22 protein-coding genes and 2 pseudogenes are annotated in these 24,914 nt (G+C 72.8%); 16 read left to right on the top strand and 8 right to left on the bottom strand.

Annotated features, from left to right (window positions below; genetic code table 11):
* Nucleotides 1-382 precede the first annotated feature (382 nt).
* Nucleotides 383-1,066, top strand: a complete 684-nt coding sequence (locus ACFV0T_RS00440) for a glycerophosphodiester phosphodiesterase (RefSeq protein WP_385772804.1) — start codon at nucleotides 383-385, stop codon at nucleotides 1,064-1,066.
* Nucleotides 1,067-1,202: 136 nt separating this feature from the next.
* On the opposite strand, the gene ACFV0T_RS00445 is transcribed toward ACFV0T_RS00440, so the two are convergent.
* Nucleotides 1,203-1,739, bottom strand: coding sequence for a GNAT family N-acetyltransferase (locus ACFV0T_RS00445; protein ID WP_385772806.1), 537 nt, complete (start codon nucleotides 1,737-1,739; stop codon nucleotides 1,203-1,205).
* A gap of 70 nt (nucleotides 1,740-1,809) precedes the next feature.
* On the opposite strand from ACFV0T_RS00445, the gene ACFV0T_RS00450 reads away from it, so the two are divergent.
* On the top strand, nucleotides 1,810-2,202 hold the full coding sequence (locus ACFV0T_RS00450; protein WP_385772808.1) for a VOC family protein: 393 nt from the start codon (nucleotides 1,810-1,812) through the stop codon (nucleotides 2,200-2,202).
* A gap of 253 nt (nucleotides 2,203-2,455) precedes the next feature.
* A complete protein-coding gene (locus ACFV0T_RS00455) occupies nucleotides 2,456-3,220 on the top strand; it encodes a VOC family protein (RefSeq protein ID WP_385772810.1) in 765 nt (254 codons plus the stop codon).
* A gap of 274 nt (nucleotides 3,221-3,494) precedes the next feature.
* Here the strand turns inward: ACFV0T_RS00455 and ACFV0T_RS00460 are convergent, their stop codons facing one another.
* Together ACFV0T_RS00460 and ACFV0T_RS00465 are read right to left on the bottom strand one after the other, a co-directional pair.
* Entirely contained in the window at nucleotides 3,495-4,067 is a 573-nt protein-coding gene (locus ACFV0T_RS00460; protein ID WP_385772812.1) for a MarR family winged helix-turn-helix transcriptional regulator, read from the bottom strand.
* The gene (locus ACFV0T_RS00465; protein ID WP_385772814.1) at nucleotides 4,064-5,743 is read right to left on the bottom strand and encodes an FUSC family protein; all 1,680 of its coding nucleotides are present in this window, start codon (nucleotides 5,741-5,743) and stop codon (nucleotides 4,064-4,066) included. Before ACFV0T_RS00465 ends, ACFV0T_RS00460 begins: the two co-directional genes overlap by 4 nt.
* A 217-nt stretch (nucleotides 5,744-5,960) precedes the next feature.
* Here ACFV0T_RS00465 and ACFV0T_RS00470 point away from each other — a divergent pair, with 217 nt between their 5' ends.
* The 5 genes from ACFV0T_RS00470 (at nucleotide 5,961) to ACFV0T_RS00490 (ending at nucleotide 10,096) form a co-directional block, all read left to right on the top strand.
* Nucleotides 5,961-6,500: a DUF5134 domain-containing protein gene (locus ACFV0T_RS00470; protein ID WP_385772816.1), complete on the top strand. Its 540-nt coding sequence runs from the start codon at nucleotides 5,961-5,963 to the stop codon at nucleotides 6,498-6,500.
* 70 nt (nucleotides 6,501-6,570) lie between these two features.
* The gene (locus ACFV0T_RS00475; protein WP_385772818.1) at nucleotides 6,571-7,506 is read left to right on the top strand and encodes a M56 family metallopeptidase; all 936 of its coding nucleotides are present in this window, start codon (nucleotides 6,571-6,573) and stop codon (nucleotides 7,504-7,506) included.
* A 116-nt stretch (nucleotides 7,507-7,622) separates the two neighbouring features.
* Nucleotides 7,623-8,315, top strand: a complete 693-nt coding sequence (locus tag ACFV0T_RS00480) for a phosphatase PAP2 family protein (RefSeq protein ID WP_385772820.1) — start codon at nucleotides 7,623-7,625, stop codon at nucleotides 8,313-8,315.
* A 117-nt stretch (nucleotides 8,316-8,432) separates the two neighbouring features.
* Nucleotides 8,433-9,122 (top strand): HAD family hydrolase, encoded by a 690-nt coding sequence (locus ACFV0T_RS00485; RefSeq protein WP_385772822.1) that lies wholly within the window; start codon nucleotides 8,433-8,435, stop codon nucleotides 9,120-9,122.
* Between the two features lie 203 nt (nucleotides 9,123-9,325).
* Nucleotides 9,326-10,096, top strand: a complete 771-nt coding sequence (locus tag ACFV0T_RS00490; protein WP_385772824.1) for a TetR/AcrR family transcriptional regulator — start codon at nucleotides 9,326-9,328, stop codon at nucleotides 10,094-10,096.
* 10 nt (nucleotides 10,097-10,106) lie between these two features.
* On the opposite strand, the gene ACFV0T_RS00495 is transcribed toward ACFV0T_RS00490, so the two are convergent.
* Nucleotides 10,107-11,606, bottom strand: coding sequence for an LVIVD repeat-containing protein (locus ACFV0T_RS00495; protein ID WP_385772826.1), 1,500 nt, complete (start codon nucleotides 11,604-11,606; stop codon nucleotides 10,107-10,109).
* Nucleotides 11,607-11,817: 211 nt separating this feature from the next.
* Here ACFV0T_RS00495 and ACFV0T_RS00500 point away from each other — a divergent pair, with 211 nt between their 5' ends.
* Nucleotides 11,818-12,477, top strand: coding sequence for a DUF305 domain-containing protein (locus ACFV0T_RS00500; protein ID WP_385772828.1), 660 nt, complete (start codon nucleotides 11,818-11,820; stop codon nucleotides 12,475-12,477).
* 128 nt (nucleotides 12,478-12,605) lie between these two features.
* On the opposite strand, the gene ACFV0T_RS00505 is transcribed toward ACFV0T_RS00500, so the two are convergent.
* Nucleotides 12,606-13,124 carry a DUF6214 family protein gene (locus ACFV0T_RS00505; protein WP_385773413.1) on the bottom strand — a complete coding sequence of 173 codons (519 nt, stop codon included), beginning with the start codon at nucleotides 13,122-13,124 and terminating at the stop codon, nucleotides 12,606-12,608.
* Between the two features lie 210 nt (nucleotides 13,125-13,334).
* On the opposite strand from ACFV0T_RS00505, the gene ACFV0T_RS00510 reads away from it, so the two are divergent.
* The 3 genes and pseudogenes from ACFV0T_RS00510 to ACFV0T_RS00520 form a co-directional block, all read left to right on the top strand.
* A complete protein-coding gene (locus ACFV0T_RS00510) occupies nucleotides 13,335-14,762 on the top strand; it encodes an FAD-dependent oxidoreductase (protein ID WP_385772830.1) in 1,428 nt (475 codons plus the stop codon).
* A 132-nt stretch (nucleotides 14,763-14,894) separates the two neighbouring features.
* Nucleotides 14,895-16,364, top strand: a complete 1,470-nt coding sequence (locus tag ACFV0T_RS00515; RefSeq protein WP_385772832.1) for a nucleobase:cation symporter-2 family protein — start codon at nucleotides 14,895-14,897, stop codon at nucleotides 16,362-16,364.
* 20 nt (nucleotides 16,365-16,384) lie between these two features.
* Nucleotides 16,385-16,750, top strand: a pseudogene (locus ACFV0T_RS00520) (pectate lyase); the annotation flags it as partial.
* A gap of 58 nt (nucleotides 16,751-16,808) precedes the next feature.
* On the opposite strand, the gene ACFV0T_RS00525 reads toward ACFV0T_RS00520, so the two are convergent.
* Nucleotides 16,809-17,576, bottom strand: coding sequence for a PaaX family transcriptional regulator C-terminal domain-containing protein (locus ACFV0T_RS00525; RefSeq protein ID WP_385772834.1), 768 nt, complete (start codon nucleotides 17,574-17,576; stop codon nucleotides 16,809-16,811).
* Nucleotides 17,577-17,648: 72 nt separating this feature from the next.
* Here ACFV0T_RS00525 and ACFV0T_RS00530 point away from each other — a divergent pair, with 72 nt between their 5' ends.
* Entirely contained in the window at nucleotides 17,649-19,394 is a 1,746-nt protein-coding gene (locus tag ACFV0T_RS00530; protein WP_385772836.1) for a DNA alkylation response protein, read from the top strand.
* Between the two features lie 154 nt (nucleotides 19,395-19,548).
* Here ACFV0T_RS00530 and ACFV0T_RS00535 read toward each other — a convergent pair whose 3' ends face one another.
* The gene (locus ACFV0T_RS00535; protein WP_385772838.1) at nucleotides 19,549-20,133 is read right to left on the bottom strand and encodes a hypothetical protein; all 585 of its coding nucleotides are present in this window, start codon (nucleotides 20,131-20,133) and stop codon (nucleotides 19,549-19,551) included.
* Nucleotides 20,134-20,678: 545 nt separating this feature from the next.
* On the opposite strand from ACFV0T_RS00535, the gene ACFV0T_RS00540 reads away from it, so the two are divergent.
* From ACFV0T_RS00540 to ACFV0T_RS00550, 3 genes and pseudogenes are all read left to right on the top strand, one after another.
* Nucleotides 20,679-21,356, top strand: coding sequence for a uracil-DNA glycosylase (locus ACFV0T_RS00540; protein WP_385772840.1), 678 nt, complete (start codon nucleotides 20,679-20,681; stop codon nucleotides 21,354-21,356).
* Nucleotides 21,353-22,382: pseudogene (locus tag ACFV0T_RS00545) on the top strand (N-acetylglucosamine kinase). Before ACFV0T_RS00540 ends, ACFV0T_RS00545 begins: the two are co-directional and overlap by 4 nt.
* A 95-nt stretch (nucleotides 22,383-22,477) precedes the next feature.
* Complete coding sequence (locus ACFV0T_RS00550; RefSeq protein WP_385772842.1) at nucleotides 22,478-23,401, top strand: sirohydrochlorin chelatase; 924 nt, start codon at nucleotides 22,478-22,480, stop codon at nucleotides 23,399-23,401.
* 153 nt (nucleotides 23,402-23,554) lie between these two features.
* Here the strand turns inward: ACFV0T_RS00550 and ACFV0T_RS00555 are convergent, their stop codons facing one another.
* Complete coding sequence (locus ACFV0T_RS00555; protein ID WP_385772844.1) at nucleotides 23,555-24,589, bottom strand: lactonase family protein; 1,035 nt, start codon at nucleotides 24,587-24,589, stop codon at nucleotides 23,555-23,557.
* Nucleotides 24,590-24,914: the final 325 nt, after the last annotated feature.

Here is a 24,914-nt window from a genome sequence, read left to right on the forward strand (position 1 = left end):
ATACGAGGTTTCTCCCAGCAAGGGGGTACTCGGGAAATTATCCTGCGCGCTCCATAGGTCACCGCACTTTTTCCTGTCGGACACGAGGACGGCACACGCTTCCGCTACCCCTTACCGATCCGGGCACACCTGGGCCCGAAGGGCGAGATCCGGCCATCGCACGGGGTCAACGGCCGAAGGACTCGCCCACGCCCGGGTGAGCGCCCACGGCGCTCCACGCAGGTTCCGACCCGCGTGCCACACCAATGCCCTGTGTACGAGCGGGTACATCACGGGGCCGGGCCACTAGGCTGCGGCTCTGTCGCGTGGACAATGCCGTCCGCTCCGGTCCGCCCAGGTCCGCGCGCGCGCCGAGCCGCCGTCGACGGAAGCGAGTTGAACCTTGAACTTCCTTACCATCGGTCACCGCGGGGTCATGGGTGCCGAGCCCGAGAACACCCTCCGTTCCTTCGTCGCCGCCCAGCAGGCCGGCCTCGACGTCATCGAACTCGATCTGCACCTGAGCAAGGACGGTGCCCTCGTCGTCATGCACGACGCGGACGTGGACCGCACGACCGACGGCTCAGGCCCGATCGCCGAGAAGACCCTCGCCGAACTGCGCGCTCTGGACGCGGGTCTCGGTGAGCGGATCCCGGTCTTCGAGGAGGTCCTGGACGCGGTGCGGTCACCCCTCCAGGCCGAGATCAAGGACGTGGCTGCGGCCCGGGCGCTGGCCGAGGTGATGACCGGACGGGACCTGCTGGGACGCGTGGAGGTGTCCTCGTTCCACGACGAGGCGATCGCGGAGATCTCCCGTCTGGTCCCGGGCGTACGGACCGCGCTCATCGGCGGCCGCTACGGCACCGACATCGTGCGCCGGGCCGTCGACGTCGGAGCCTCGACCGTCTGCCTCAACATCCGCCGCCTCACTCTGGAGATCGTGGAGCAGGCGCGGGAGGCGAACCTGAAGGTCATCGGCTGGGTGGTGAACACACAGGACCACCTGCGGCTCGTACGCGCCCTGCAACTGGACGGTGCCACCACCGACCATCCGGACATCAAACGCACGGGCCGCTTCACGGCCTGACGGGGGCCGACCGTCCGCCGGCCCGACGGCACTGCCCGAGGGCCGGACGGGCGCCGCGGGAGGGGCACGCGCTGCCTGACGGCCGGACAGGCGCCGCACGACCGCCGGGCCGGCGCTGCCTGCGGCCGGACAGGTCCTAGGCGAGCTCCTTCACCAGCAGTTCGAACTCCAGGTCGTCGCGCTGCGGGACGCCGAAGCGCTCGTCGCCGTAAGGGAACGGGCTGGTCTTTCCCGTACGGCGGTAGCCGCGGCGCTCGTACCAGGCGATGAGGTCGTCGCGCACGGAGATGACGGTCATGTGCATCTCCGTGACGCCCCAGGTCTCACGGGCCAGCCGCTCCGCCTCCGCGATGACCGCCTTGCCGAGGCCGCCGCCCTGCTGGGTGGGGCTGACCGCGAACATGCCGAAGTAGGCGTGGTCGCCGCGGTGCTCGAGCTGGCAGCAGGCGACCATCCGGCCGTCGCGCTCCACCGTCAGCAGCCGGCTGTCGGGCGCCTTGACGACCTCCAGCACGCCCTCCGGGTCGGTCCGCTGGCCTTCGAGGATGTCCGCCTCGGTGGTCCAGCCGGCCCGGCTGGCGTCGCCTCGGTACGCCGACTCGACGAGCGCGACCAGCGCGTCCACGTCGGTCTCGGTGGCGTCGCGGAAGGTCAGTCCGGCGGCGGTGTCCATGGGCGGGTGTCTCCGATCTGTGGCGCGGCTCGCAGGGACGAGGGTATCGCTGCCACTAGGCTCCGGTTGCATGGTGCAAGTACTCAGCAGCCGGACCCTCCTGAGCCCCACCGACCCCGAACGCTCCCGGGCCTTCTACGGCGAGCAGTTGGGCCTCGCCGTCTACCGCGAGTTCGGTACGGGCCCGGAGCGCGGCACCGTCTACTTCCTCGGTGGCGGCTTCCTGGAGCTCTCCGGGCGGTCGGACACCCCGGCGTCGCCGCCGCCGCGGCTGTGGCTCCAGGTCGCGGACGTGGCCGCGGCGCACGACGAGCTGCTGGCCCGGGGCGTCGGGATCGTACGTCCGCCGGTGCGGGAACCGTGGGGGCTGGTCGAGATGTGGATCGCGGATCCGGACGGTACCCGGATCGTGCTGGTGGAGGTGCCGGCCGACCATCCGCTGCGGTACCGGCCGGGCATCTAGTCCGTGGCAGGCGACGTTCGCCCGTGAAGGAGCGGCGTCCGGTGCGCGCTCCCGGCGGGCCGGCCGGACGTCCTCGTACTGGTCGCACGCGGGCTTTCGGCCGGTGCGGCGGGAGGGCGTGCCGGGCGTCGCGACGGGGCGCACGTCGCCTGCTGCGGCACTAGGTGTGCTGTCCGGGGAGGCCAGGTCCGGATGGCCGCCGTGCGGGGCCGGGGCTAGCGTGCTGGAGGGGTCTCCCTTCGGAAGGAACACCATGAAGCTCGACAAGCCGGTGCCCGGCGGGCCCTGCTGGACCGAACTGGGGACCAGCGACCTGGAGGGCGCGAAGCGGTTCTACGCCGAGGTGTTCGGCTGGCGGCCGGAGACGGATCCGCGGCAGGAGGCGGGCTGCTACACGGTGGCGCACCTCGGTGACAGGGCGGTCGCCGCCCTGTCACCCCTCTACCAGGAGTCGCAGCCCGTCGCGTGGAACGTGTCGTTCGCCGTGACGGACGCGGACGTCGCCGCGCGGCTGGTGGTGGAGGCCGGCGGAAAGGTCCTGGTCGGGCCCATGGACGTGCTGGACGCGGGCCGCTTCACGGTGGCCCTCGACCCGGGCGGCGCGCCCTTCCAGCTGTGGCAGGCGCGGGCCTTCCCCGGAGCGGGGCTGTTCAACGAGCCCGGCGCGCTCGGCTGGGTGGAACTGCTGACCCGCTCCCCGGAGAGGGCCGAGAACTTCTACACCACGGTGTTCGGCTGGAGCGTGAACGCCTCCGAGCACTACACGCAGTGGGGTCTCGACGGCGCCGACTTCGGCGGAATGATCACGATGGACGACAAGTTCCCGCCCGAGGTGCCGCCGCACTGGCTGCCGTACTTCGCGGTGCGGGACGTGGACGCGACGGCGGCCACGGCGACGGCCGCGGGCGGCACCGTCCTCATGGAACCCACCTCCGTGCCCGAGGGACCGCGGATCGCGGTGCTGCGGGATCCGCAGGGCGCGGTCTTCGGCGTCCACCTGGCGGGCGCGGAGGGCTGAGCCGCCCTGGGGAACCCGGCGGCCCCGCCGTCCTGAGCGGCCCGGGGCACCCCGGAGGCCCCGGCGTCGGACGAGCGGTGCCAACGTCACCCGGTCTCGATCACCGGGCACCCGGAAGGTGACGGTGCCTCCCCTGGCGGGGCGGCGGCGCCGGGGGCCGAGGCGCCGCGCTCGGCGTGGCTGAGCGGTCACCACCGCCCGGGCCGCGTACTCGGCGTCGTGGAACGCGGGTGCGGTGACCTGGTCGTCGCGCGGGGACAGGTCGAGGCGGCCGTCAGGCGCGCAGCGCCCCCATCCGGCCCTCCAGCCGGCCCAGCAACTCGGCGAGCAGTGTCGCGAGTTCGCCCTGACTCGGCGGATCCAGCACCTCCAGCACGGCGGACTCGTAGGCGAGTTGTTCGGGCAGGATCACGTCGACGAGGGCGCGGCCGCTGTCCGTGAGGCGGACATGGGCGACCCGCCGGTCCCGGGTGTCGCCGCGGCGCTCCACCAAGCCGCGCTCGGTCAGCTGCTTGAGGCGTTTGGTCACGGCGGCGCCGGAGGAGAAGGTCTCGCGGGCCAGCTCGCTCGGGGTCAGCTCGTGCCCGGTGCGGCGCAGCGCGCCGAGCAGGTCGAACTCGGGGCGGCTCAGCCCGGCCCGGCGCAGCGGAGCGTCCTCGGCCTGCTGGAGCAGGGCCGCGCAGCGGTTGACCCGGCCGATGATCTCCATGGGCCCGGTGTCGAGCTCGGGGTGCACGGTCCGCCACTGCCCCACGACGGCTGCGACGGTGTCCCCGTGCGATGCCCCCATGACATCGCCTTCGGTCGTGCCGGGCCCGTCCGTCGGTCGTCCCTGCGTCGGCGTCATGGCCGTACGTCCTCCGCTCTGCCGCTCGTGCGCCCGTCCAGGAGCAGTCCCTGGCGCCGGACCGTCGCCGCGAGCGTACGGTGTCCGGCCTGCTCGGCGAACACGACCCGCTCCTGGGGCAGTGCGCGCTGCCGCCACTCGCCGGCCGCGGCGTCCGCGGTGGCACGCAGGTCCACCAGAGCGCCGGCCAGGGCGCGGCGGGCGGACTCCAGGGCGCCGGGGACGGAGTGCGGCTCGGCGAGCAGCCGGGCGGTGTGTTCGCGGGCACGTTCGGCGGCGGTCAGCGCCTGTTGGAGGCGGTCTCCCGAGCGCCGGTCGGTGACGGCGACCGCGGCGACGAATCCGACCAGCGCGCCGACCACGGTGTCCAGGACCCGCTCGGTGATCAGCTCGCCGGAGTCCTGGAACCGGGCGAACTCCGTGATGAGCAGCGCCATCGGGGTCACACAGATGCTGCCGAGCCAGTAGTTCCGGCCGATCAGTGCCTCCGCGCCGAAGTTGAGGGCGACGCAGCACAGCACCAGCACCGCCTGGTGGAGGTGGGCCAGCGGGACGAGCGCGGCGAAGACGAGGACGCCGACGAGGTTGCCGACGACGCGCTGGACACCCCGGCACCAGGTGAGGGTGAGGTTGGCCTGGTAGAGGGAGGCCGCGGTGACCAGGGCCCAGTACGGGCGGCCGACACCGAGGGCGAGGGAGGCGTATCCGGCGAGGGCGCAGCCGACGGCGGTGCGTACGGCGAGCGGGGTCAGCGGGCCGAGCCTGGTCCACAACGACTGGGTCCCTGAGGCGAGTTCGGCGTCGACGCCGAGGATCTCGTCGACGGCTCCGGCCGGGTCGTCGGCCCGCGGTACGGGGCCGCGCCCGCGCAGGGAGCGGGCCCAGTCGCGCAGCGGCTCGGGGTCGGTGTCGCCGGGTGCGGCGAGCGCGACCTCGGCGCGGACCACGAGCCGTTCGAGCGCGCGCCGGGTCTCGGAGCGGGCTCCGGCGGCGAGCAGTGACTGCCAGGCGGCGTGCACGGCCGCCGCCGTCGCGGCCCGGGCCTTGACGTGAGCGGTGCCGGTGCCGCCGGTCGCGGCGTACGCGGCGGCGGCGTCGAGGGCCCGCGCGGTGGCGCGGCGCTCCGGGCCGTGCGGGCGGAGGAGTCCGGGGGCCATGCCCACGAGCCAGGCCCAGGCGCCCGCCGCGAGGGCCAGGGCGAGATGGCCGGGCACCTGGCCGAGGGTGCCCGGGACGAAGAGGGAGGCGGAGCTGATGAAGCTGAGGACCACGTTGCCCGGCGGGCCGACCCGGGTGGCGTCGCACAGGGCCTTCTGTACGGCGGCCAGGAGCGCGCCGACGGAGACGAGGACGACGGCGTTCGTGGTCAGCGCGGCGGTGACCAGGGCGACGGCGAGGCCGCCGGTCATGCCGAGCACCACCCGGGCCAGGACGCGGGCCCGGGCGGCGTAGGGGCGGTTGTGGGCGTACAGCGCGCACAGGGATCCGGCCATCGTGTACATGGCCAGGTCGAGCCGGCCGAGCGCGAGCAGGATCAGGTTGGGCGGGGCGACCGCGGCGACCACGCTCAGGGCGGGCTTGAACCAGATGTCCGAGGGCCGGCCGAGTCGCAGCACACCGGCCAGCGGGAGACGCCGGACGCGTGCGGTGGCGGAGGTGGGGGTCGCACTGCTCATACCCACAAGATTAGCAGGTGTTTTATTCGTAAAGGATTTTTTTTACGACCGGCCGCCTCACCGGTGACCTGCTGTGCTCCGCCGAGTGCTCCCCGTGTACAACCTTGCGCTCGCTTGAGCTCCGCGTGACCCGGGCATCCCTTGACCGACCGTCGGAACCGGCTCGGGAGCCGCCCGACCGTCCGGACGTCCGAGCCGTACGAGCGGGGAGGCACGTGTGCACGGACCGGCTTCGCCCGGTTGGCTGCTGGTCGCGCTGTGCGCGGCGACCGGGGCCTACTGCCTGCTGCGGATGCGCAGCAGGGTCGAGGAACAGCGCCGGGCCGCGGGCGGTGAGGCGCTCATGGGCTTCGGCATGGCCGCGATGGCCGTACCCGCGACGGTGTTCACCCCGCCGTCGTGGGCCTGGCCCGGCTACGCGGTGGTCTTCGGCGCGGCGGCCCTGCACGCCCTGTGGGCGGCACGGGCCGACGCACACCATCTCCACCACCTGGTGGGGACATCGGCCATGGTCTACATGGCGGTCGCGATGGCGGCCTCCCCCGGGCACCACCACGGAACCGGCGGGTCCGGACTCCCGCTGGTGACGGGTGCGCTGCTGCTCTACTTCGCGGGCTACGTGCTCCTCTCGGGGGCCCGGCTGCTGCCCGCCGGGGCCGGCACCACGACCGGGAGGTGGGGCGACCGGCCGGAGCTGGCCCGGGCCTGCCGGCTGTCGATGGGGATCGGGATGGTCGCGATGCTGCTGACCCTCTGAGATCGTTGCCTGCGTCACTTTGCCGTCGCATCCCGTACCCCTGACCGCACGGCGCTCATAGGGTGCTCCCATGATGGTCCCCGCGGCACTGTTGCTGCTCGGCGCCCTGACCGCCGTCCTCGCCCCCCGGCTGCTCGCCCGCGCGGACTGGGCGGACCGAGAACCGGTGGTCGCCCTGTGGGTGTGGCAGTGCGTGGTGGCGGCCGTCCTGCTGTGCTGCGCGCTGTCGATGACGCTCAGTGCCGCGGCGGCCTGGCAGGCGGTGCGGGGTCATGTCTTCGGGTCCGCGCCCCGCGCGGTGGTGGAGGCGTACGCGCTCGGCGCGGCGGGCCACTGGGCGGCCGCGACCGCGGTGGTGCTGGCGTGCGGCGGGCTGTGGAGCGCCGCGATGCTGGTCCGCGAGGTCTCGCGGGCCCGCCTGCGGCGACGCCACCGCAAGGCCGAACTCCTCGTACGCGCCCCGCTGTTGCCCGGTGAGGAGACGACGGGCGAGCGGCTGGTGGTATTGGAGGGCGAGCGGCCCGAGGCGTGGTGGCTGCCCGGCGCGGCACCCCGGCTCGTCGTCACCACGGCCGCGCTGCGCCGGCTCAAGGGGCGCCGGCTGGACGCCCTGCTGGCCCACGAGCAGGGCCATGCGCAGGCCCGGCACGACTGGCTGCTGCACTGCTCGGCCGCGTTGGCCGAGGGGTTTCCGCAGGTGCCGGTGTTCGCCGCCTTCCGCGCCGAGATGCACCGGCTGGTCGAACTTGCCGCCGACGACATGGCCTCGCGCCGCTTCGGCCGGCTGACGACCGCCCTCGCCCTGGTCGACCTCAACGAGGACCGGGGCGTGTTCGGCCCCTCACCGACCCCGCAGGCCCACGTCCCGCAACGGGTCGACCGACTCCTGACTCCCCCGGACCGGCTCACCGCGATCCACCGACTGCGCCTGACGGCGGCGGCCGCGCTGATACCGGTGGTCCCGGTCCTGGTGACGTTCGTACCCGCACTGCGAGTGCTGGGCTAGGGCCGGTCCGATCGCGGACACGCGGACTCGGTACGCGCGTCGGCCGGACGGGTCGTGGCCGACACTCCAGGCCGCGGAGTTGGCCCCGCGCCCCACGGGTCGGCGAGGATCTCTCCATGCCCACCCCGCACGCGCCCGCCCCGCCCCGACCACCGGAGCACCGCGTCACCCCCGCCGGGACGGCATTGGTCCTGGCCCTGTGCTCGGCGCTGCTGAGCACGCTGGTGGCGACGCGATGGCCCCCGCTGCTCGCCCTCGACGACGACATCGCCCGCACCACCCACCGCTGGGCGATCGACGCACCCGGTCTCACGCACACGATGCGCGTCCTGAGTGACTGGGTGTGGGACCCGCTGACGATGCGTCTGCTGGCCGCGGCCGTCGCGGTGTGGCTGGGGTGGCGGCACTCGGCGTGGTGGACGGCCGCGTGGCTGGTGATCACGTGCGCGGTGAGCGTGTCGGTGCAGCAGTCCCTCAAGGCGGCGCTGGACCGGCCGCGTCCCGTGTGGCCCGACCCTGTCGTCTCCGCCCACTACGCGGCCTTTCCGTCGGGACACGCCATGACCGCCACGGTGGTCTGCGGCCTCCTCCTGTGGCTGCTCCACGAGCGGGGCGCCGGGCGCGCCCTGTGGCGTACGGCCCTCACCCTGGCCCTGATCAGTGTGATCGGCGTCGGCCTCACCCGGGTGTGGCTGGGCGTGCACTGGGCGTCGGACGTCGTCGGCGGCTGGCTGCTCGGGGCGCTCGTGGTGGCGCTGGCGGTGTGGGTGTACGAGCGGTGGCACGACGGCCCTGCACACCCGCGCTGAACGAGCGCACGCGCCCGCACCGGCCGGCACGGCCTCCGGCACACCGCTGACCGCGCCCCTGAACCGGCCACCGCCGCCGGCGCCCCCGCCAGGATGCGGCCCCGGTAGGGTCCGGGCATGGCCGCCGTACTGTTCGACTTCTCCGGAACCCTCTTCCGCGCCGAGTCCACCGAGTCCTGGCTGCGCGCGGTGCTCGCCGAGGAGGATCTCGCCCTTTCCGAAGCGGAGTTGACCAAGACGGTCCAGGCACTCGAAGCGGTCGGAGCGCTGCCCGGCGGGGACCTTCCGCCGTGCGTCCCGGCGGACCTCGCCGAGGCATGGGCGACGAGGGACGTCAGCGCCGCGCTGCACCGGGCCGCGTACACCGGCGTGTTCCGCCAAGTCACCCTGCCCGGGGCGGGGTTGCACGACGCGCTGTACGACCGGCACATGGTTCCGGCCGCGTGGGCGCCGTATCCGGACGCCGCCGAGGTACTGCGGGCACTGCGCGAGCGCGGGATCGGCGTGGGGGTGGTGAGCAACATCGGCTGGGACCTTCGCCCGGTGTTCCGCGAGCACGGCCTCGACCCGTACGTCGACACCTACGCCCTGTCGTACGAACACGGCGTCCAGAAGCCGGACCCACGACTGTTCGGCGCCGCCTGCGAGTTGCTCGGCGCCGATCCGCGGGACACGCTCATGGTGGGCGACGACCGCCACGCGGACGGCGGTGCGGCGGCCCTGGGCTGCGGCGTCCACTTCGTGGACCATCTGCCGGTGACCGAGCGTCCGGACGGCCTGCGTCCGGTACTGGACCTGGTGGGCTGACCTCGTCCCCGGGCCGGCCACCCGGGACATACGAATCCCGAGCAAATCGCCTCAGGCAACTACCGGTGCGGAGAAAGCGTCCGCCTCGGACGATCCCCCGCGTCGCCCGAGGCGGACGACAGCCCGGCCGGACCCCGCACAGGGGTCGGCCAGGACGCGCTGAGTATAGTTGGCTGCCAACCAGTCAACGCAGGAGTTCCAGCATGTCCCCGCGCAGCGCCTCGGTCAATGAAGAATTGCGGCGGCGTTCCCGGGAACGTCTGCTGCAGGCGGCCGTCGAACTCGTCCGGGAGCGCGGGTACGAGGCGACGACACTCGGCGACATAGCCGACCGGGCGGGTTCCGCGCGGGGCCTGGTCTCGTACTACTTCCCCGGCAAGCGCCAGTTGGTGCAGTCGGCCGTGCACCGGCTGATGCACCGCACGCTGGAGGAGGCACTGGAGCGGGAGCCGCACTCCGAGGACGGCCGGGAGAGGACGGCGCGCGCCGTGGACGCCGTCCTGGGACTGGCCCGGGACCAGCCGGTGTTGATGCGCCAGCACATGGCGGGACTGTTGCAGGCCGAGGGCTTCGTGCAGTGCCCGGAACAGAAGCGGCTGGCCGAGCTGCTGCGGGACACCATGGTCCGGCACGGCTCGCAGGACGTGGACGCCGACTACCCGCTGCTGCGCTCCCTGCTCATGGGCGCCGTCTACGCGATGGTCCTGCCGAACGTGCCGCTGCCCATCACCCCGCTGCGCGCCGAGCTGTTCAAGCGCTACGGACTGGACTGGGACATGGGCGTCCCGCCGGACACCGAGGCGTCCGGCGGGACGGTCGAGACGGATCTGTCACGCTTCTTCGCGACGGAGCAGCAACCGGTCGACCAGCCGCATCAGCAGGCCGTGGATCAGCCCCATCCGCAACCGGCCGGCCGGCCGCGTCGACGACCGGTCGACGAGTCGCCTCAGCCACCGGCCGATCGGTCGAGGTAGCGAGCGGTCGTCAGTCGAAGTAGTCCGGCTGCGTCTGGACGTTGAGCTCGTCCAGCCGGACGCGCTTCGCCGGATCCGTGCGACGGTCGCTCAGCTTCAGCACGTCGAAGCCCTTGGCGATGTCGTTCGAGTAGATGTAGCCGTTGTAGTAGTACGCCGACCACGAACCGCCGATGGCGAGCGTGGTGGACAGCGGCCCGCGCTCGAAGTAGGCGATCTCCTTGGGGCGGGCGGAGTCGGTGAAGTCCCAGACCGAGACGCCGCCCTGGTACCAGGCCTGGACCATGATGTCCCTGCCCTTGACCGGGATCAGCGAGCCGTTGTGGGCCACGCAGTTCTCGGAGTCCGCCTGGTGGCGGGGGATCTTGTAGTAGCCGCGGAAGACGAGCTTGCGGTGGTCGCCCTTGCCGACGATGTCGTAGATGCCGTCGGCGCCGCGGTCCGGACCGACGGTCGCGTTGCAGGTGGCCGCGCCGCCGCCGCCGAGTTCGTCGGTGAACACGACCTTGTTCGCCTTCTGGTTGAAGGTCGCCGAGTGCCAGAACGCGAAGTTGACGTTGTCCTGGACCCGGTCGATGACCTTCGGGTGCTCGGGGTCCTTGATGGAGAACAGGATGCCGTCACCCATGCACGCGCCCGCGGCCAGGTCCTTGTCGGCCAGCACGGTGATGTCGTGGCAGCCGGTCGTCTTGGAGACACCGGGGTTCGTCGGCGAGCCCGGGTTGCCGCCGCCGTCCGGCCCGTCGCCGGGGAAGAGGACGGGGAAGCTCACCACCGCGGCCTTCTCGGGGGCGTTGCGCGGCACCTTGATGACCGAGATGCCGTCGTGCGGCGGCTGGCAGTCGGGGTAGGTGGCGCTCGGCGAGTACGAGGAGACGTAGATAAAGACGTTCCTGCGCTCCGGCACCAGCGAGTGGGTGTGCGAGCCGCACGCGGTCTCGACGGCGGCGACGTACTTCGGGTTCGTCTTGTCGCTGATGTCGAAGATCTTCATGCCCTCCCACGACGACTTCTCGGTCGCGGGCTGCGTCGTGCTGTTGCAACTGCTGTCGCTGCGGGAGGAGTCGGTGGACAGGAACAGCAGGTCGCCGGAGACGGAGACGTCGTTCTGCGAGCCGGGGCAGAGCACCTGGGCGACCGTCCTGGGCGCCTTCGGGTTGCGGAGGTCGAAGATGCGGAAGCCGTCGTAGTTGCCGGCGAAGGCGTACCTGCCCTGGAAGGCGAGGTCCGAGTTGAGGCCGGTGAAGGCCTCCTTGGGGACGTTGGCGAGGTGTTCGATGTTGGCGGAGTGGACGATCTCGTCCTGGCCGGGTATCTCACCGTCGGCGATCGCCCGCGCCGCCCGGGCCTGCGCGTTCGCGGACAGTTCCGTCCGCGCCGCCGGACCGTCCCCCGGGTCGGGGGTGGCGGCCGCCGGGGCCGCGGTCAGCAGCGCGGCCAGGAGTCCGGTCGCCACCGCGGCGATTCCGAGTCGTCTGTGCCGCGTCCGGGAATGGTTCAACAGGGTCACTGCTTCCTCCCTAGTCGCCGTAGCCGCCGTTCACACAGGAACGGTTCATGCTCCACCGAAGTATCGTCTTTACCATGCTCACATCAACAGAGGGCAATGCGTTCGCCATGCCACGTCATGTGCCCTGGCGTGCGCGAACCCGCCGGAATTCGTCACCGACGCCCGGATGATCGCCGGGCTCCCGTCAACCCGCCTGCCACTGGAGGTCCTTGTGCTCTTCCGCCGCGCGTCCCGTACGTCCCTCACCACGGCCGCACTGACCGCGCTGGCCGTACTCGCGCTCGGGGGCTGCGACTCGGGCTCGGCCGCCGAGCCCAGGTCGGCCGGGGCGGACGGGCCGTCGGTCATCGTGCCGGGTGCGCCGGGCGAGGCGAACCGGACCCTGTCCGCCGCGGACGCGGCGCAGCAGCGCGCCGACGACGACACCCCGAACGCGGCGGACATCGCCTACGCCCACCGGATGATCGAGCACCACACCCAGGCCCTGGAGATGACCGAACTCGTCCCCGGACGCGCCGAGTCGACGAACGTCAAGCGGCTCGCCGAGCGGATCTCCGCCGCGCAGGGGCCGGAGATCAGTGTCATGGAGAGCTGGCTGAAGCCCTACGTCAAGGACGGCGGCACAGCCGGACACGAGCACACCGCGATGCCCGGCATGGCGACCGAGGCCCAACTGGCGAAGCTGCGCGCGGCCCGGGGCAAGGCCTTCGACGAACTGTTCCTCACCCTGATGATCACCCACCACGAGGGCGCGATCAGCATGGCCACGGACGTGAAGGCGCAGGGCAACAACGTCCGGATCGAGGAGATGGCGGACGACGTGATCGCCCAGCAGACGAGCGAGATCACACGGATGCGTGAGATGGGGTGACGATCACGCGGATACACAAGGTGCGGTGACCGCCCCCACGCGGACGCGTGCGATGCGTGACGACGGCGCGAACGCGCGAGAGGCGGCGACCGGCCGCGCGAACGCGCGAGAGGCGGCGACCGACGTGGTCAGCGCCTGGCGTGGCGCGGTGTCAGATAACCGGCGTCCCGGGCCTGCGCGATCAGCCTGAGGGACCGCCGGCGGCTGTGCCCGGTCGCGCACATCACCGCGTGGACGGGATCGACACCCTCGTCCTGGGCGGCCCGGTACTCCTGCGCGACCAGCCACCGCCCCTCGATCCCGCGCGGCCACGCGGGGCGGGCCCGGCGTCCGCCGGCCGCGTCGTCGGGCCCGAACACGGTCTCGCCGATCCCGTTCGCCGGCCCCTCCACCGGGCCGGCGTCGAGCTCCGGGTCGGCGTCGAGCCCGCAGGCCTCGAACAACGGTCCCTCGATCCAGTCCGCGAGCACCGTCAGGTCACCGAAGGAGAGCGCGGGCTGGGCCCGGACGTCCTCGACCGAGACACAGCCGTCGGACACCACGGCGAGTGTGTCCACCCGGGCCCCGTCGGCGAAGGCCAACCGGACGTTGAGCCACGTGGTCGCACTTTCCCCCTCCTGCACCTCCCACGCGGGCCACACGGACACCGCGCCGTCCGAGGCGGAACGACCGGAAAGATTAAGAAAGGATGCTTCTAGCACACACGCAACGTAACCGCATGATCACATTCCATACGAATGGACACGCACGCCCCCGAACGCCACAGCACCCTGTCAGCGGAGCCCTCACGGTGCGATGCTGAAGACGTCAGCGATCTCCTCCGATCCCCCACTGCCCTCGGAGAAGGAGTAACCGCCGTGCTGCGTGTCGCCGTCGTCGGCTCCGGGCCGAGCGGGTGCTACACCGCCCAGAGCCTCGTCCAGGAGGACCCCGGGGTGTGCGTCGACGTCCTGGACCGGCTGCCGTGCCCGTACGGCCTGGTTCGCTACGGCGTGGCACCCGACCACGAGAAGATCAAGTCACTCCAGAACAATCTGCGCACGGTCCTGGAGCACGAACGGGTGCGCTTCCTGGGCGGGGTGCGGGTGGGCGCCGACGGCATCCCGGCCGAGCGGCTGCGGGAGCTCTATCACGCGGTCGTGTACTGCGTGGGCGCCGCCACCGACCGGCATCTGGGCATCCCGGGCGAGGACCTTCCGGGCAGCTGGTCGGCGACGGAGTTCGTGTCCTGGTACAGCGCCCACCCGGACGCCGCGGACGCCGCCTTCGTGGCGGACGCCCGTTCGGCCGTGGTCGTCGGCATGGGAAACGTCGCCGTCGACGTCGCGCGGATGCTCGCCAGAGGCGTGGCCGAACTCAGCCCCACCGACATGCCGCAGGCCGCGCTGACCGCCCTGGCCGACAGCAGGGTGGCCGACATCCATCTGGTGGGCCGGCGCGGACCCTCCCAGGCCCGCTTCACCACCAAGGAGCTGCGCGAGCTGGGGTCCCTGCCGGACACGGAGGTCGTGGTGGACCCCGCAGAGCTGGCCGCGGACCCGGCGTACACCGACCCCTCCGCGCTGCCGGCCGCCCAGCGCCGCAACGTGGAGGTGCTGCGCGCCTGGGCGGAACAGCCGCCCCGGCGGACCGCGCGCCGGATCCGGCTGCGCTTCTTCCTGCGGCCGGTCGAGGTACTCGACGACGACGGGCACGTGGGCGCGGTGCGCTTCGAGCGCACGGAGCCCGACGGGCAAGGCGGCGTCACGGGCACCGGACGGTACGAGGACATCGAGGCGCAGCTGGTGCTGCGGTCGGTGGGCTATCGCGGGGTGCCGCTGGCGGGGCTGCCGTTCGACGCGGAACGCGGCACGGTACCGAATCTGGCCGGACGCGTCCTGCGGGCGGGGGCCGTGGCGCCGGGCGAGTACGTGGCGGGCTGGATCAAGCGCGGCCCGACGGGAGTCATCGGCACCAACCGGCCGTGCGCGAAGGAGACGGTGACGTCTCTGCTGGAGGACGCCCCCGCGCTCCTGGGCCGGGAGCTGCCCGAGGACCCCCTCACGGCGCTGCGCGCGCAGGGGATCGAACCGGTCGAATGGGCGGGCTGGCAGGCCATCGAACGCGCCGAGGCCGAACTCGGGGCCACCCTGGGACGGGGTGTCGTCAAGCTGCCGGACTGGGCGTCGCTGCGGGCCGCGGCGGGTTCGGCCCTCCCACCGGACCTCGTGCCGGACTTCCCACCGAACCTCAAGCCGGACCTCCCACCTGATCTCCCACCGGCCCTTCCGCGGGACCTTCGCTAGCGGAGCGGGGTGCGGTCGGGAGAGCAGGACACACGGCGGCAACAGCCCGGAAATCAACAAACTGTTCAAGCCGCCTACGGTCTCGTGCTGTCCGGATGTCGCCACCCCCTCGCCGCCGCTCTGGAGTTGCCCATGCCCACGCCCACATCGGCACGTCCCGCACCACCCGTACATCCCGTGGACGAGGTCCCACCCGTACGCCAACTGACCGCCTTCGGGCTCCAGCACGTGCTCGCGATGTACGCGGGCGCGGTGGCCGTTCCGCTGATCGTGGGCGGCGCGATGAAGCTGTCGCCGGCCGACCTGGCGTATCTGATCACCGCCGACCTGCTGGTGTGCGGGATCGCCACGCTCATCCAGTGCGTGGGCTTCTGGCGCTTCGGTGTCCGGCTGCCGGTCATGCAGGGCTGTACGTTCGCCGCCGTGTCGCCGATGGTGCTGATCGGCACGACGGGCGGCGGGCTGCCCGCGATCTACGGCTCGGTGATCGTCGCGGGACTCGCGATCGTACTGCTGGCACCGGTCTTCGGGAGGCTGTTGCGCTTCTTCCCACCGGTCGTCACGGGCACCGTCATCCTGGTCATCGGCGTCTCACTGTTGCCGGTGGCGGGCAACTGGGCCGCGGGCGGCGCCGGTTCGAAGGACTTCGGGGAGCCGAAGAACCTGGCGCTCGCCGGATTCGTGCTCGCGGTGGTGCTGGGCGTGCAGCGGTTCGCACCGGTGTTCCTGAGCCGGATCGCGGTGCTGATCGGCATCGCCGTGGGGCTCGCGGTCGCGGTGCCGTGCGGTTTCACGGACTTCGGCGGGGTCGGGGACGCCGACTGGGTCGGGATCAGCACACCGTTCCACTTCGGCGCGCCCGCCTTCGAGGCCTCGGCGATCATCTCGATGCTGGTCGTGGCGCTGGTGACGATGACGGAGACCACCGGTGACCTGATCGCGGTCGGCGAGCTGACCGGGCGCGGGGTCGAGCCGCGCTCCCTGTCCGACGGCCTGCGCGCCGACGGCCTGTCGACCGTACTCGGCGGCGTCTTCAACACGTTCCCCTACACGGCGTACGCGCAGAACGTGGGCCTGGTGGGCATGACCCGGGTGCGCAGCCGCTGGGTCGTCGCCGCGGCGGGCGGCATCCTCGTCCTGCTCGGGCTGCTGCCCAAGCTGGGCGCGGTGGTCGCGGCGATACCGGCGCCGGTCCTGGGCGGCGCGGGCCTGGTGATGTTCGGGACGGTCGCCGCGAGCGGGCTGCGGACCCTGGCCCAGGTCGACTTCAAGGACAACCACAACCTGACGGTCGTGGCGGTCTCGCTGGCCGTGGGCGTGCTGCCGGTCGGTGTGCCGACGGTCTACGGGAAGTTCCCCGACTGGTTCCAGACGGTGATGAACAGCGGCATCAGCGCGGGCTGTCTGACGGCGATCGTGCTGAACCTGCTCTTCAACCACACACCGAGCAAGGCCGGTTCGGCCGCCGTCGCCGTGGCCGGCCCGGCGGACGGCCACATCGACGGCGGCAGCGGCAGCAGCAGCAGCGGCGAGCAGAACGTCGGCAAGGGCGGCGACAAGGCTCCGAGGGGAGCCGGCCAGGCGCCGGAGGGCACCGCCTAGGCGGTGCCGCCCCCGCGTGGCGACCGGCCGGCGACAAGGTGTTCCAGTTCAACGGCGCCGGAACGCTGAACGTCTCCACCTTCGCGGTGCGGACCTTCGGCACCTTCGTACGGTCCTGCGGAAACTGCAAGACGCAGTACAAGCGGACGATCAATCTCAACACCATCGAGGCGACCTGCAAGGGCAGCCGGCCCGTCGGCATCAACACCGACTACGGCGACAGCGCGACCCTCAGGGCCATCACGATCGTCGGCGACAGCAGCAAGAAGATCATTCCCTGTCAGAAGTACATCGGCAACACCACGGGCGCCGAGCCCACCACGAACGGCACCGGCCCCGACGGCACCTACCGCAAGTACGCGACCTCGGACATCACCTACAAGTGATCGGCGAGCGGCGGCCGTAAGGCACCGGAGCCACCGGGCGTCGTACGGCCGCCGCACCTCATTCCGGGCGGCCGTGCTGAGGCACCGTGTCCGCCAACTCCCCCTGATAGCCCGTGTACGCGGACCGCAGGGCCGCGCCCGGCCAGTCGCCCGGGAGGAGTTCGGCGGGCAGCACGGGATCGGCGAGCAGGTGTCGCACCAGGGCGGCGAACGCGGTGAGCCGGTCGGCCGGGTGACCCGTGCGGGTCACCCGGTCCACGTGGGAGAGCAGGGACCGGGCCGAGGCGGCCCAGGCCTCCAACGGCCACAGGTTCGCTGCCAGTTCGGTCGCGGACAGCTCGGGGCGCGCGGTGTAGTGCTGGGCCACCTGCGTGAGGTCACCCGGCAGGGACCGCCGAAGATTGGCGGGCCGGAGCCAGACACCCTCGCGCAGCTCGGCCAGCCGCAGGGCGGTCAACCGGGCGCGCAGGTCGGCGCGTTCGGCGGGGCCACGCCCGGTCGCCGTGACGACCACCATCTCCCAGTCACCGTTCCACGCGCGCGTGCGGGGACGCACGGCGTCGTCCTGACGGCGCTGGCGGGACAGCAGACGGTCACTGAGACCGTAGACGGCGTCCGTGCGGCGCAGATCGCCCGCGGCCACCATCCTGCTCAGCGCGGCACGCAGGGTGGACCCGCCGACACCGAAGGGTTCCACGGCGCGGACGAGGTCCCGTACCGGCAGCTCGGGCGGGTGGGCGCCGAGCAGCAGGCTCAGCACGACCGAGCGCGCGGACAGTGGCCGCAGGTCGACCTCGCCGGGCTGCGCCGACACGTTGATCCGCATGGACACGTACTGTACGTGCGACTTCTTGTTGCAATATTGCTGCGGTCGCAGCAGAGGTGCAACATGGGGGGCATGGCCTCGATACTCGCGCACGCCCAGTCGCAGCCCCAGCCTCCGTCGCAGCCCCAGTCGCAGCCGGACGACGCCAAGTTCGGCGCCGGGTCCGGCATCACGCACGATGTCACGCAGAACGTCACGCACGACGTCACCAATCAGGCCCCTCCCCTGGCCCCGTACGACGCCTCCGACGACACGGCCCTGCTGGAGGGGCTGCGCCGGGAGGGCGCCGGGTGGGCCGAGGACGACGTCCGGCGGCTCGGGCTGCGGGCCGGCGGCGCCGAGGCGCAGGAGTGGAGCGAGCTGGCCAACCGCCACGAGCCCGAGCTGCGCACCCATGACCGCTACGGCAACCGCGTCGACGAGGTCGACTTCCACCCCAGCTGGCACCATCTGATGGGGGCGGCGGTCGCCGAGGGCCTCGCGGGCACGCCCTGGGCGGACGAGCGGCCCGGCGCCCACGTGGTCCGGACGGCGAGCGGCCTGGTGTGGGGGCACACCGAGGCCGGGCACGGCTGTCCCACCTCGATGACGTACGCCGCCGTTCCCGCGCTGCGCCGCCAGCCGGAGCTGGCGAAGGTCTACGAACCCCTGCTGACCAGCAGGGAGTACGAGCCCGGGCTCCGGGTGCCGACGCAGAAGCGCGGGCTGCTCGCCGGCATGGGGATGACCGAGAAGCAGGGCGGTTCGGACGTCCGTACGAACACGACCGTCGCGACGCCCACTGCCGAGCCCGGCCTGTACACCCTGCGCGGGCACAAGTGGTTCACCTCGGCGCCGATGTGCGATGTGTTCCTGGTGCTGGCGCAGGCCCCGGACGGCCTGTCCTGCTTCCTGGTGCCGCGTGTGCTGCCCGACGGCAGCCGCAACACGTTCCGCATCCAGCGGCTGAAGGACAAGCTCGGCAACCGGTCCAACGCCTCCTCGGAGCCGGAGTTCGACGGGACGGTGGCCTGGCTGGTCGGGCCCGAGGGGCAGGGCGTCAAGACCATCATCGAGATGGTCAACTGCACGCGGCTGGACTGCGTGATGATGTCGGCGACGCTGATGCGCAAGACGCTCGTCGAGGCGGGACACCATGTGCGGCACCGCAGCGCGTTCGGCGCACGGCTGGTGGACCAGCCGTTGATGCGCAACGTACTGGCCGACCTCGCGCTGGAGTCGGAGGCCGCGACGACGCTCACCCTGCGGCTGGCGGGCGCGGCCGACCGGGCGGTGCGGGGGGACGCCGGTGAGCGGACGTTCCGCCGGATCGCCACGGCCGTCGGCAAGTACTGGGTCACCAAGCGAGGCCCCGCCTTCACTGCGGAGGCGCTGGAATGCCTGGGCGGCAACGGCTACGTGGAGGACTCGGGCATGCCCCGGCACTACCGCGAGGCGCCCCTGCTGTCGATCTGGGAGGGCTCGGGGAACGTCAACGCCCTCGACGTGCTGCGGGCACTCGTGCGGGAGCCCGGTGTCGCGGACGCCCTGTTCGCCGAACTCGCCCTGGCCCAGGGCGCGGACGCCCGGCTGGACGCGGCGGTCAGCCGGCTCAAGGACAGGCTGACCGACGCGACGCCGTCCGGTGCCCGCCGGCTGGTGGAGCTCATGGCCCTCACCCTCCAGGCCTCCCTGCTGGTCCGGCACGCCCCGCCCGCGGTCGCCGACGCCTTCTGCGCGACCCGGCTCGGCGGCGACTGGGGGTACGCCTTCGGCACGCTGCCCGACACGGCGGACCTCGACGGGATCCTGAACCGGGCGCTGCCGGGCGGGGAGTGAGCCGGCGGCCTGCCTGGAGTCCGCCGCTCGGCTGCCCCGAGCTGAGGCCCGCGCGAGCGCGTGAGCGCGGATGGCCGCGTGCCATGTGACCGCGTGATCGCCGCCATGTGACCGCGTGATCGCCGCGTCCCATGTGACCGCGTGATCGCGGGCCTCAGCCCGTCTGGCGTCCCCAGAGTGGGTCGAACCGAGCCCAGTCCGCGTCCCACCGGTCCATGCGACGGCGTTCCAGACGGGCGCGCAGGGCGCGGCCGGCGATGAAGGGGACGGCCGCGGTGCTGACCCCCGCCAGGCCGCCGACCAGGGATGAACGCACCTGGGCCTCGGCGGGGGTGGCGGGTCTGGTCACCATGCTTCCCTGACGGTCCGTCCAGATCATCACCGGTGTGCCGGCCGTGCTGCCGGGGCGGACCCGGACCAGCCCGGAGTGCGCGGTGCCGTCCGCCGCGGTCCAGTCCGCCTTCCCCCACACCCGGTCCCCGCTGGCGGTGCCGGTCTGCACGCGGGCCGTTCCGGGCGCCTTCTCCGTGAGGTGCGCCACCGCGGGGCGCCACTCCTCACGTTCGCGGGCCAGTCCGTCCTCGACGGACCAGGTGGCCGTCAGACCGGCGAGCACCCCGGCGAGGACGGTGACCGCCCAGGCACCGAGCACGACCCAGGCCTCCACCGCGTCGGTGCGGCGCCTGAGCGGATTGCGCCGCCAGCGCCACAGCCACACCTTCGGACCACGGAACGCCATCGAAGGCTTCCTCCTCGTGAGCGCACGAACATCCCCCGACCGCCCTCCCATACGGGCGATGCGGCCACGATGCTCAGGGCGAGTCCACCGGCTCGACGGTCCCACGTGACCCACCACCCGCGCAGGCGTCTGTCCGAAAGTGCCCGGAAGCTGTCCGCGGAACATCGCAGACTGGCGTCACCCGACCGTCACGTGCCCCGTGACCTGCGCAGACACCGTTCGCTGGGGGTGACTGTCAGTGGCGGGGTGCAGACTGGCGGGTGTCTGGGACGACGATCTCGCGGAGGTGATCGACATGGCCGAGGCGCCGCTCGCGGTGGGCACGTACAGCGGGCCGTCCGTCCAACTCCGCCGTCTCCCAGGTGTTTCCGCCGGACATGCCGCGCGTCCGGGTCACGGTCGTCGTCCGAACGGGACGACGGGAAGAGGGGGAGGAAGCCGTTGATGAGGCCAAGGGATCTGACGAAGAAGCCAGTTGGGCCGTCCCGGTACGGCCTAGGCCACCGGTTGATCGCCGTCACGCGTACGGCAGTAGGGTGACGCCCGTGGCACCACGACCCTTGCATGAAATCCTCGAACCGGGCTGGGCGAAGGCACTCGAACCCGTCGCCGGGAAGATCGCCGAGATGGGCGACTTCCTGCGCGCGGAGATCGCCGCCGGACGCACCTACCTCCCGGCGGGGGCGAACGTCCTCCGGGCCTTCCAGCAGCCCTTCGACGAGGTACGCGTCCTCATCGTCGGGCAGGACCCGTATCCGACCCCGGGCCATGCGGTGGGGTTGTCCTTCTCGGTCGCGCCCGAGGTGCGGCCGCTGCCGGGCAGCCTGATCAACATCTACCGGGAGCTGAACACCGACCTGGGGCTGCCCCAGCCCTCCAACGGCGACCTGACGCCGTGGACCCAGCAGGGCGTGCTGCTGCTCAACAGGGCGCTCACCACCGCTCCGCGCAAGCCGGCCGCGCACCGCGGGCAGGGCTGGGAGGAGGTCACCGAACAGGCCATACGGGCCCTGGCCGCGCGCGGCAAGCCACTGGTGTCCATCCTGTGGGGCCGCGACGCCCGCAACCTGCGTCCGCTGCTCGGACAGCTGCCGGCGGTGGAGTCCGCCCACCCCTCCCCCATGTCGGCCGACCGCGGGTTCTTCGGCTCCCGCCCGTTCAGCCGGGCCAACGACCTGCTGATCGGCCAGGGCGGCCAGCCCGTGGACTGGCGCCTGCCCTGACGGACCGGGGCGGCGCCCCGGCCGGTCTGCTCGCCGTGGACTCCGGCGGTTCCGGGCTGCGCGTCGCCGTCGGCACCGTGGCACGCGGTGCCCTGGCCCAGCGGGCGTCGCCGGAGCCGGTGCGCACCGGCTCGCGGGGCATCGACCCGGGGCACCTGATGGAGCAACTCGTACCGCTGGTAAGGGCGTTGACCGCGGAGACCGGCGTCGCGGAGCTGGGCACGGTCGTCGTGGGAGCGGCCGGGCTGAGCACACTGGGCGACGCGCTGCGCGCCGAACTGCCGGGCGCTCTGGCGCGGAAGTTCGGGGCGCGGAAGGTCGCTCTGGCCGCCGACGCCGTCACCGCGTACGTCGGCGCCCTCGGGCCGTACCCGGGTGCCGTGCTCGCCGCCGGGACGGGGCTCATCGCGCTCGGCACGGACCTCACCGGCCGGCGGCGCGCGGACGGCTGGGGGCATCTCCTGGGCGACTGCGGCAGCGGCGCGTGGATCGGGCGGGCCGGTCTGGAGGCCGCGCTGCGCGCGCACACGACGACCGGCCGGGCGGCTCCGCGCGGCTGCCGAGGAGGAGTTCGGGCCGCTGCCCGGACTGCCGGGCAGCCTCTGTCCGCGTCCCGACCGGGCCGGCGTCCTCGCGTCCTTCGCGCCCCGGATGGCCGTCGGCGCGCACGAGGGCGACCCTGTCGCCGTGGACATCCTCGGCGCGGCCGCCCGGCACATGGCCGAGTCCGCGGCCGCCGTGTGCCCGTCCTCGGGCGAGCCCCGAGTCGCGCTCACCGGAGGCCTGTTCAGGATGGGCAAGCCCCTCCTCGTCCCACTGGGGCACGAACTGGCGCAAAAGCTACCCCACGCACGCCGAGTGCCGGCCGACGGCGATCCGCTGCACGGTGCGGTCCGTATGGCCACTGACCTGGCAACTGACGCGCTCACCTTGCCGAGTGACGGGACAATGGTGTCCGTCTTCACCAAAAGGGGGATTAACCCCGTCGAGGACAAGTCACCCGGAAATCACGCCGATCACTTCTGATCCGTACGTAACTCATCAGACAAAACCGGACGGATACCGCTCACCTGCACCCTCCCCGAACAGGGGAACCCAATGAGCCAGTAACATGCGGCGCCATGAGCTCCCCCACTGGGCCCGCGTCCGGCCTGCCTGTACGAATGCCGCGCCCCCGCCAGCCCGGGCGGCACCGCCGACCCGAGCCGCTGGCGGCTCCCGAGGGCGCGCCCGCGCTTGTCCTGGCGGTGCCGGGAACGCCCGGGACCGCCACGCGCGGCCTCGCCGAAGAGGTCGTGAGCATCGCCCGCTCCGAGCTCCCCGGCCTCGACGCCCGGATCGGGTACCTCGACGGGGACGACGCGGAGTTCCCGACCCTCCAGTCCGTGCTCGCGCGCGCCGCCGAAGAGCGCACCGCCCGCTACGAGCAGGCCCTCGCCGCCGGCGTGGAGGCCAAGGAGCCCGACGGTCCGGTGGCCGTCGTCGTGCCCCTGCTGGCCGGTCCGGACAGCGCCCTGCTGCGCCAGGTCCGACAGGCCGTGATGGAGAGCCGGATCGCGGCCGAGCTGACCGACGTCCTCGGCCCGCACCCGCTGCTCGCGGAGGCGCTGCACGTACGTCTGTCCGAGGCGGGCCTGGCGCGTGCGGACCGCGCCCGTCTGTTCACCGTGGCGACCGCCGCGGACGGCATCATCCTGGCGTCGGTCGGTGGCGAGGAGGCCGTGCAGGCCGCCGGGATCACCGGCATGCTGCTCGCCGCGCGGCTGGCCGTGCCGGTGATGGCGGCGGCCCTGGACCAGGAGGGTTCGATCGCGTCCGTCGCCGAGCAGCTGCGGGGTTCGGGCTCGCAGCAGCTGGCGCTGGCCCCGTATCTGATCGGCCCGGAGATCGACGCGGCCCTGGTCGAGGACGCCGCCAGGGAGGCGGGCTGCTCCGCCGCCGAGGCGCTCGGCCCCTACCCGGCCATCGGCAAGCTGGCTCTGGCCAAGTACACGTCGGCCCTGGGCATCGCCCCGCAGCAGGCGCAGGGCACGCCGGTCCGCTGAGCCGGACCGGAAAGACGGCGAAACGCCGAGAGGGCCCGCTCCGCACGCCGGAGCAGGCCCTCTCGCCGTTCCGGGGGCGCCCGGAGCTCACGTTCCGGGGGGCGCCCGGAGCTCACCAGGGCTGCCGGTGCCCCCGGAGCGACCCGCCGGAACTCAGCCGAGGACCACACACGCCGCCGCCGGCACCTCGACGGCGCCGCCGCGACGCGGAACGCCCGTCTCCCGGTCGACGGAGAACCAGGTGACGTCGCCGGAGCGTTCGTTCGCGACGTACAGGAACCCGTCCGCCTCGGCGATCGCGCGGGGCCAGTGCCCGCCGCTCGGGACCGTGCCGACCAGTCGCAGCTCCTCGCCCTGGACGGCGAGCACGGACAGCACGTCCTCGCCGCGGGTGGCGGTCCACACGAAGCGGCCGTCGGGCGAGACGACGATGCCCGAGGGGTAGGCGTCCCCCGCGGGGGCGCCGGGCAGCACCGGGGTCTCGGCCAGCGGCTTCAGCACACCGTTCGCGGCGTCCCAGCGGCAGACGGTGACGGTCGGCGTGAGTTCGTTCAGCACGTAGGCGTACGAGCCGTCCGGATGGAAGGCGAGGTGCCGCGGCCCGGAGCCGGGCCGCAGGGCGGTCTCCCGGTGCAGTACGGGTGTGCCGTCGCTGAGCGTGCACGCCCTTACCGAGTCCGTGCCGAGGTCGACACTGACGGCCCACCGCCCGCTCGGGTCCGGCTGCACCTGATGGGCGTGCGGGCCTTGCTGGCGGCGCGTGTGCGGGCCGGATCCGGTGTGCTCCAGCACCCCGGACGCGGCGGGGGCGAGGCTTCCGTCGGGGCGGACGGGTACGGCACTGACGCTGCCCGAGCCGTAGTTGGCGGTCAGGACGTGCCCGTCGAAGACGCTGAGGTGGGTGGGACTGCTGCCGCCGACCAGGACCGCCGGCCCGGCCTGCTCCACCTTGTCGCCGTCCACGCGGTACGCGGCCACCGCGCCCTCGGCCGTCTCGCTCACCGCGTACAGGGTGCTCCCGTCGTGGGACAGGGCCAGGTAGGAGGGGTCGGGTACGCCGTCGACGCTGCCGAGGACCGTCAGCGCGCCGCTGTCCGCGTCCACGGCCGCCGTCACGAGCCCCCGGCCCCCGGCCGCCGTGAACGACCCGATGAACGCCCGCCGCTGCCGCCTGCCGCCGTCTGTCACCGCTGTCCCCTCTCGTCGCGCGCACCTGTCGGACGTGACGGTAGCAGTCGATCATGAGCGGTCTAGACCATCAGTCCGGCCATGTCGCGCCCGGGCTCTGCCGCCCGAATCGAACACGCCGGGCGCGCCGGAACCACGCGGGCGACAGCCGTCGCGAGGCACGCCGCGGACCAGCCCGGCGACGGCCGCGGAGACTCCCCGAAGAAGGGCCGACCGGCCCCGGACAGACACCGCGCCCCGCCGCGCCGTACGCCGGCACGACGGCGCGTCCGCACGCCCGCACGACCCCGAGCCCGCGAACCCTCTGGACCCCTGGCCCCCTGGC

Source organism: Streptomyces sp. NPDC059582, from assembly GCF_042735715.1.
In the GTDB taxonomy this organism is placed as follows: domain Bacteria; phylum Actinomycetota; class Actinomycetes; order Streptomycetales; family Streptomycetaceae; genus Streptomyces.

Bases quoted from the DNA above. Each gene is read 5' to 3' on its own strand.
- ACFV0T_RS00460 (WP_385772812.1), bottom strand. From the start codon at position 4,067: ATGACGCCGACGCAGGGACGACCGACGGACGGGCCCGGCACGACCGAA.
- ACFV0T_RS00455 (WP_385772810.1), top strand. From the start codon at position 2,456: ATGAAGCTCGACAAGCCGGTGCCCGGCGGGCCCTGCTGGACCGAACTG.
- ACFV0T_RS00550 (WP_385772842.1), top strand. From the start codon at position 22,478: ATGAGCTCCCCCACTGGGCCCGCGTCCGGCCTGCCTGTACGAATGCCG.
- ACFV0T_RS00475 (WP_385772818.1), top strand. From the start codon at position 6,571: ATGATGGTCCCCGCGGCACTGTTGCTGCTCGGCGCCCTGACCGCCGTC.
- ACFV0T_RS00445 (WP_385772806.1), bottom strand. From the start codon at position 1,739: ATGGACACCGCCGCCGGACTGACCTTCCGCGACGCCACCGAGACCGAC.
- ACFV0T_RS00515 (WP_385772832.1), top strand. From the start codon at position 14,895: ATGCCCACGCCCACATCGGCACGTCCCGCACCACCCGTACATCCCGTG.
- ACFV0T_RS00530 (WP_385772836.1), top strand. From the start codon at position 17,649: ATGGCCTCGATACTCGCGCACGCCCAGTCGCAGCCCCAGCCTCCGTCG.
- ACFV0T_RS00450 (WP_385772808.1), top strand. From the start codon at position 1,810: ATGGTGCAAGTACTCAGCAGCCGGACCCTCCTGAGCCCCACCGACCCC.
- ACFV0T_RS00480 (WP_385772820.1), top strand. From the start codon at position 7,623: ATGCCCACCCCGCACGCGCCCGCCCCGCCCCGACCACCGGAGCACCGC.
- ACFV0T_RS00490 (WP_385772824.1), top strand. From the start codon at position 9,326: ATGTCCCCGCGCAGCGCCTCGGTCAATGAAGAATTGCGGCGGCGTTCC.
- ACFV0T_RS00535 (WP_385772838.1), bottom strand. From the start codon at position 20,133: ATGGCGTTCCGTGGTCCGAAGGTGTGGCTGTGGCGCTGGCGGCGCAAT.
- ACFV0T_RS00485 (WP_385772822.1), top strand. From the start codon at position 8,433: ATGGCCGCCGTACTGTTCGACTTCTCCGGAACCCTCTTCCGCGCCGAG.
- ACFV0T_RS00525 (WP_385772834.1), bottom strand. From the start codon at position 17,576: ATGCGGATCAACGTGTCGGCGCAGCCCGGCGAGGTCGACCTGCGGCCA.
- ACFV0T_RS00465 (WP_385772814.1), bottom strand. From the start codon at position 5,743: ATGAGCAGTGCGACCCCCACCTCCGCCACCGCACGCGTCCGGCGTCTC.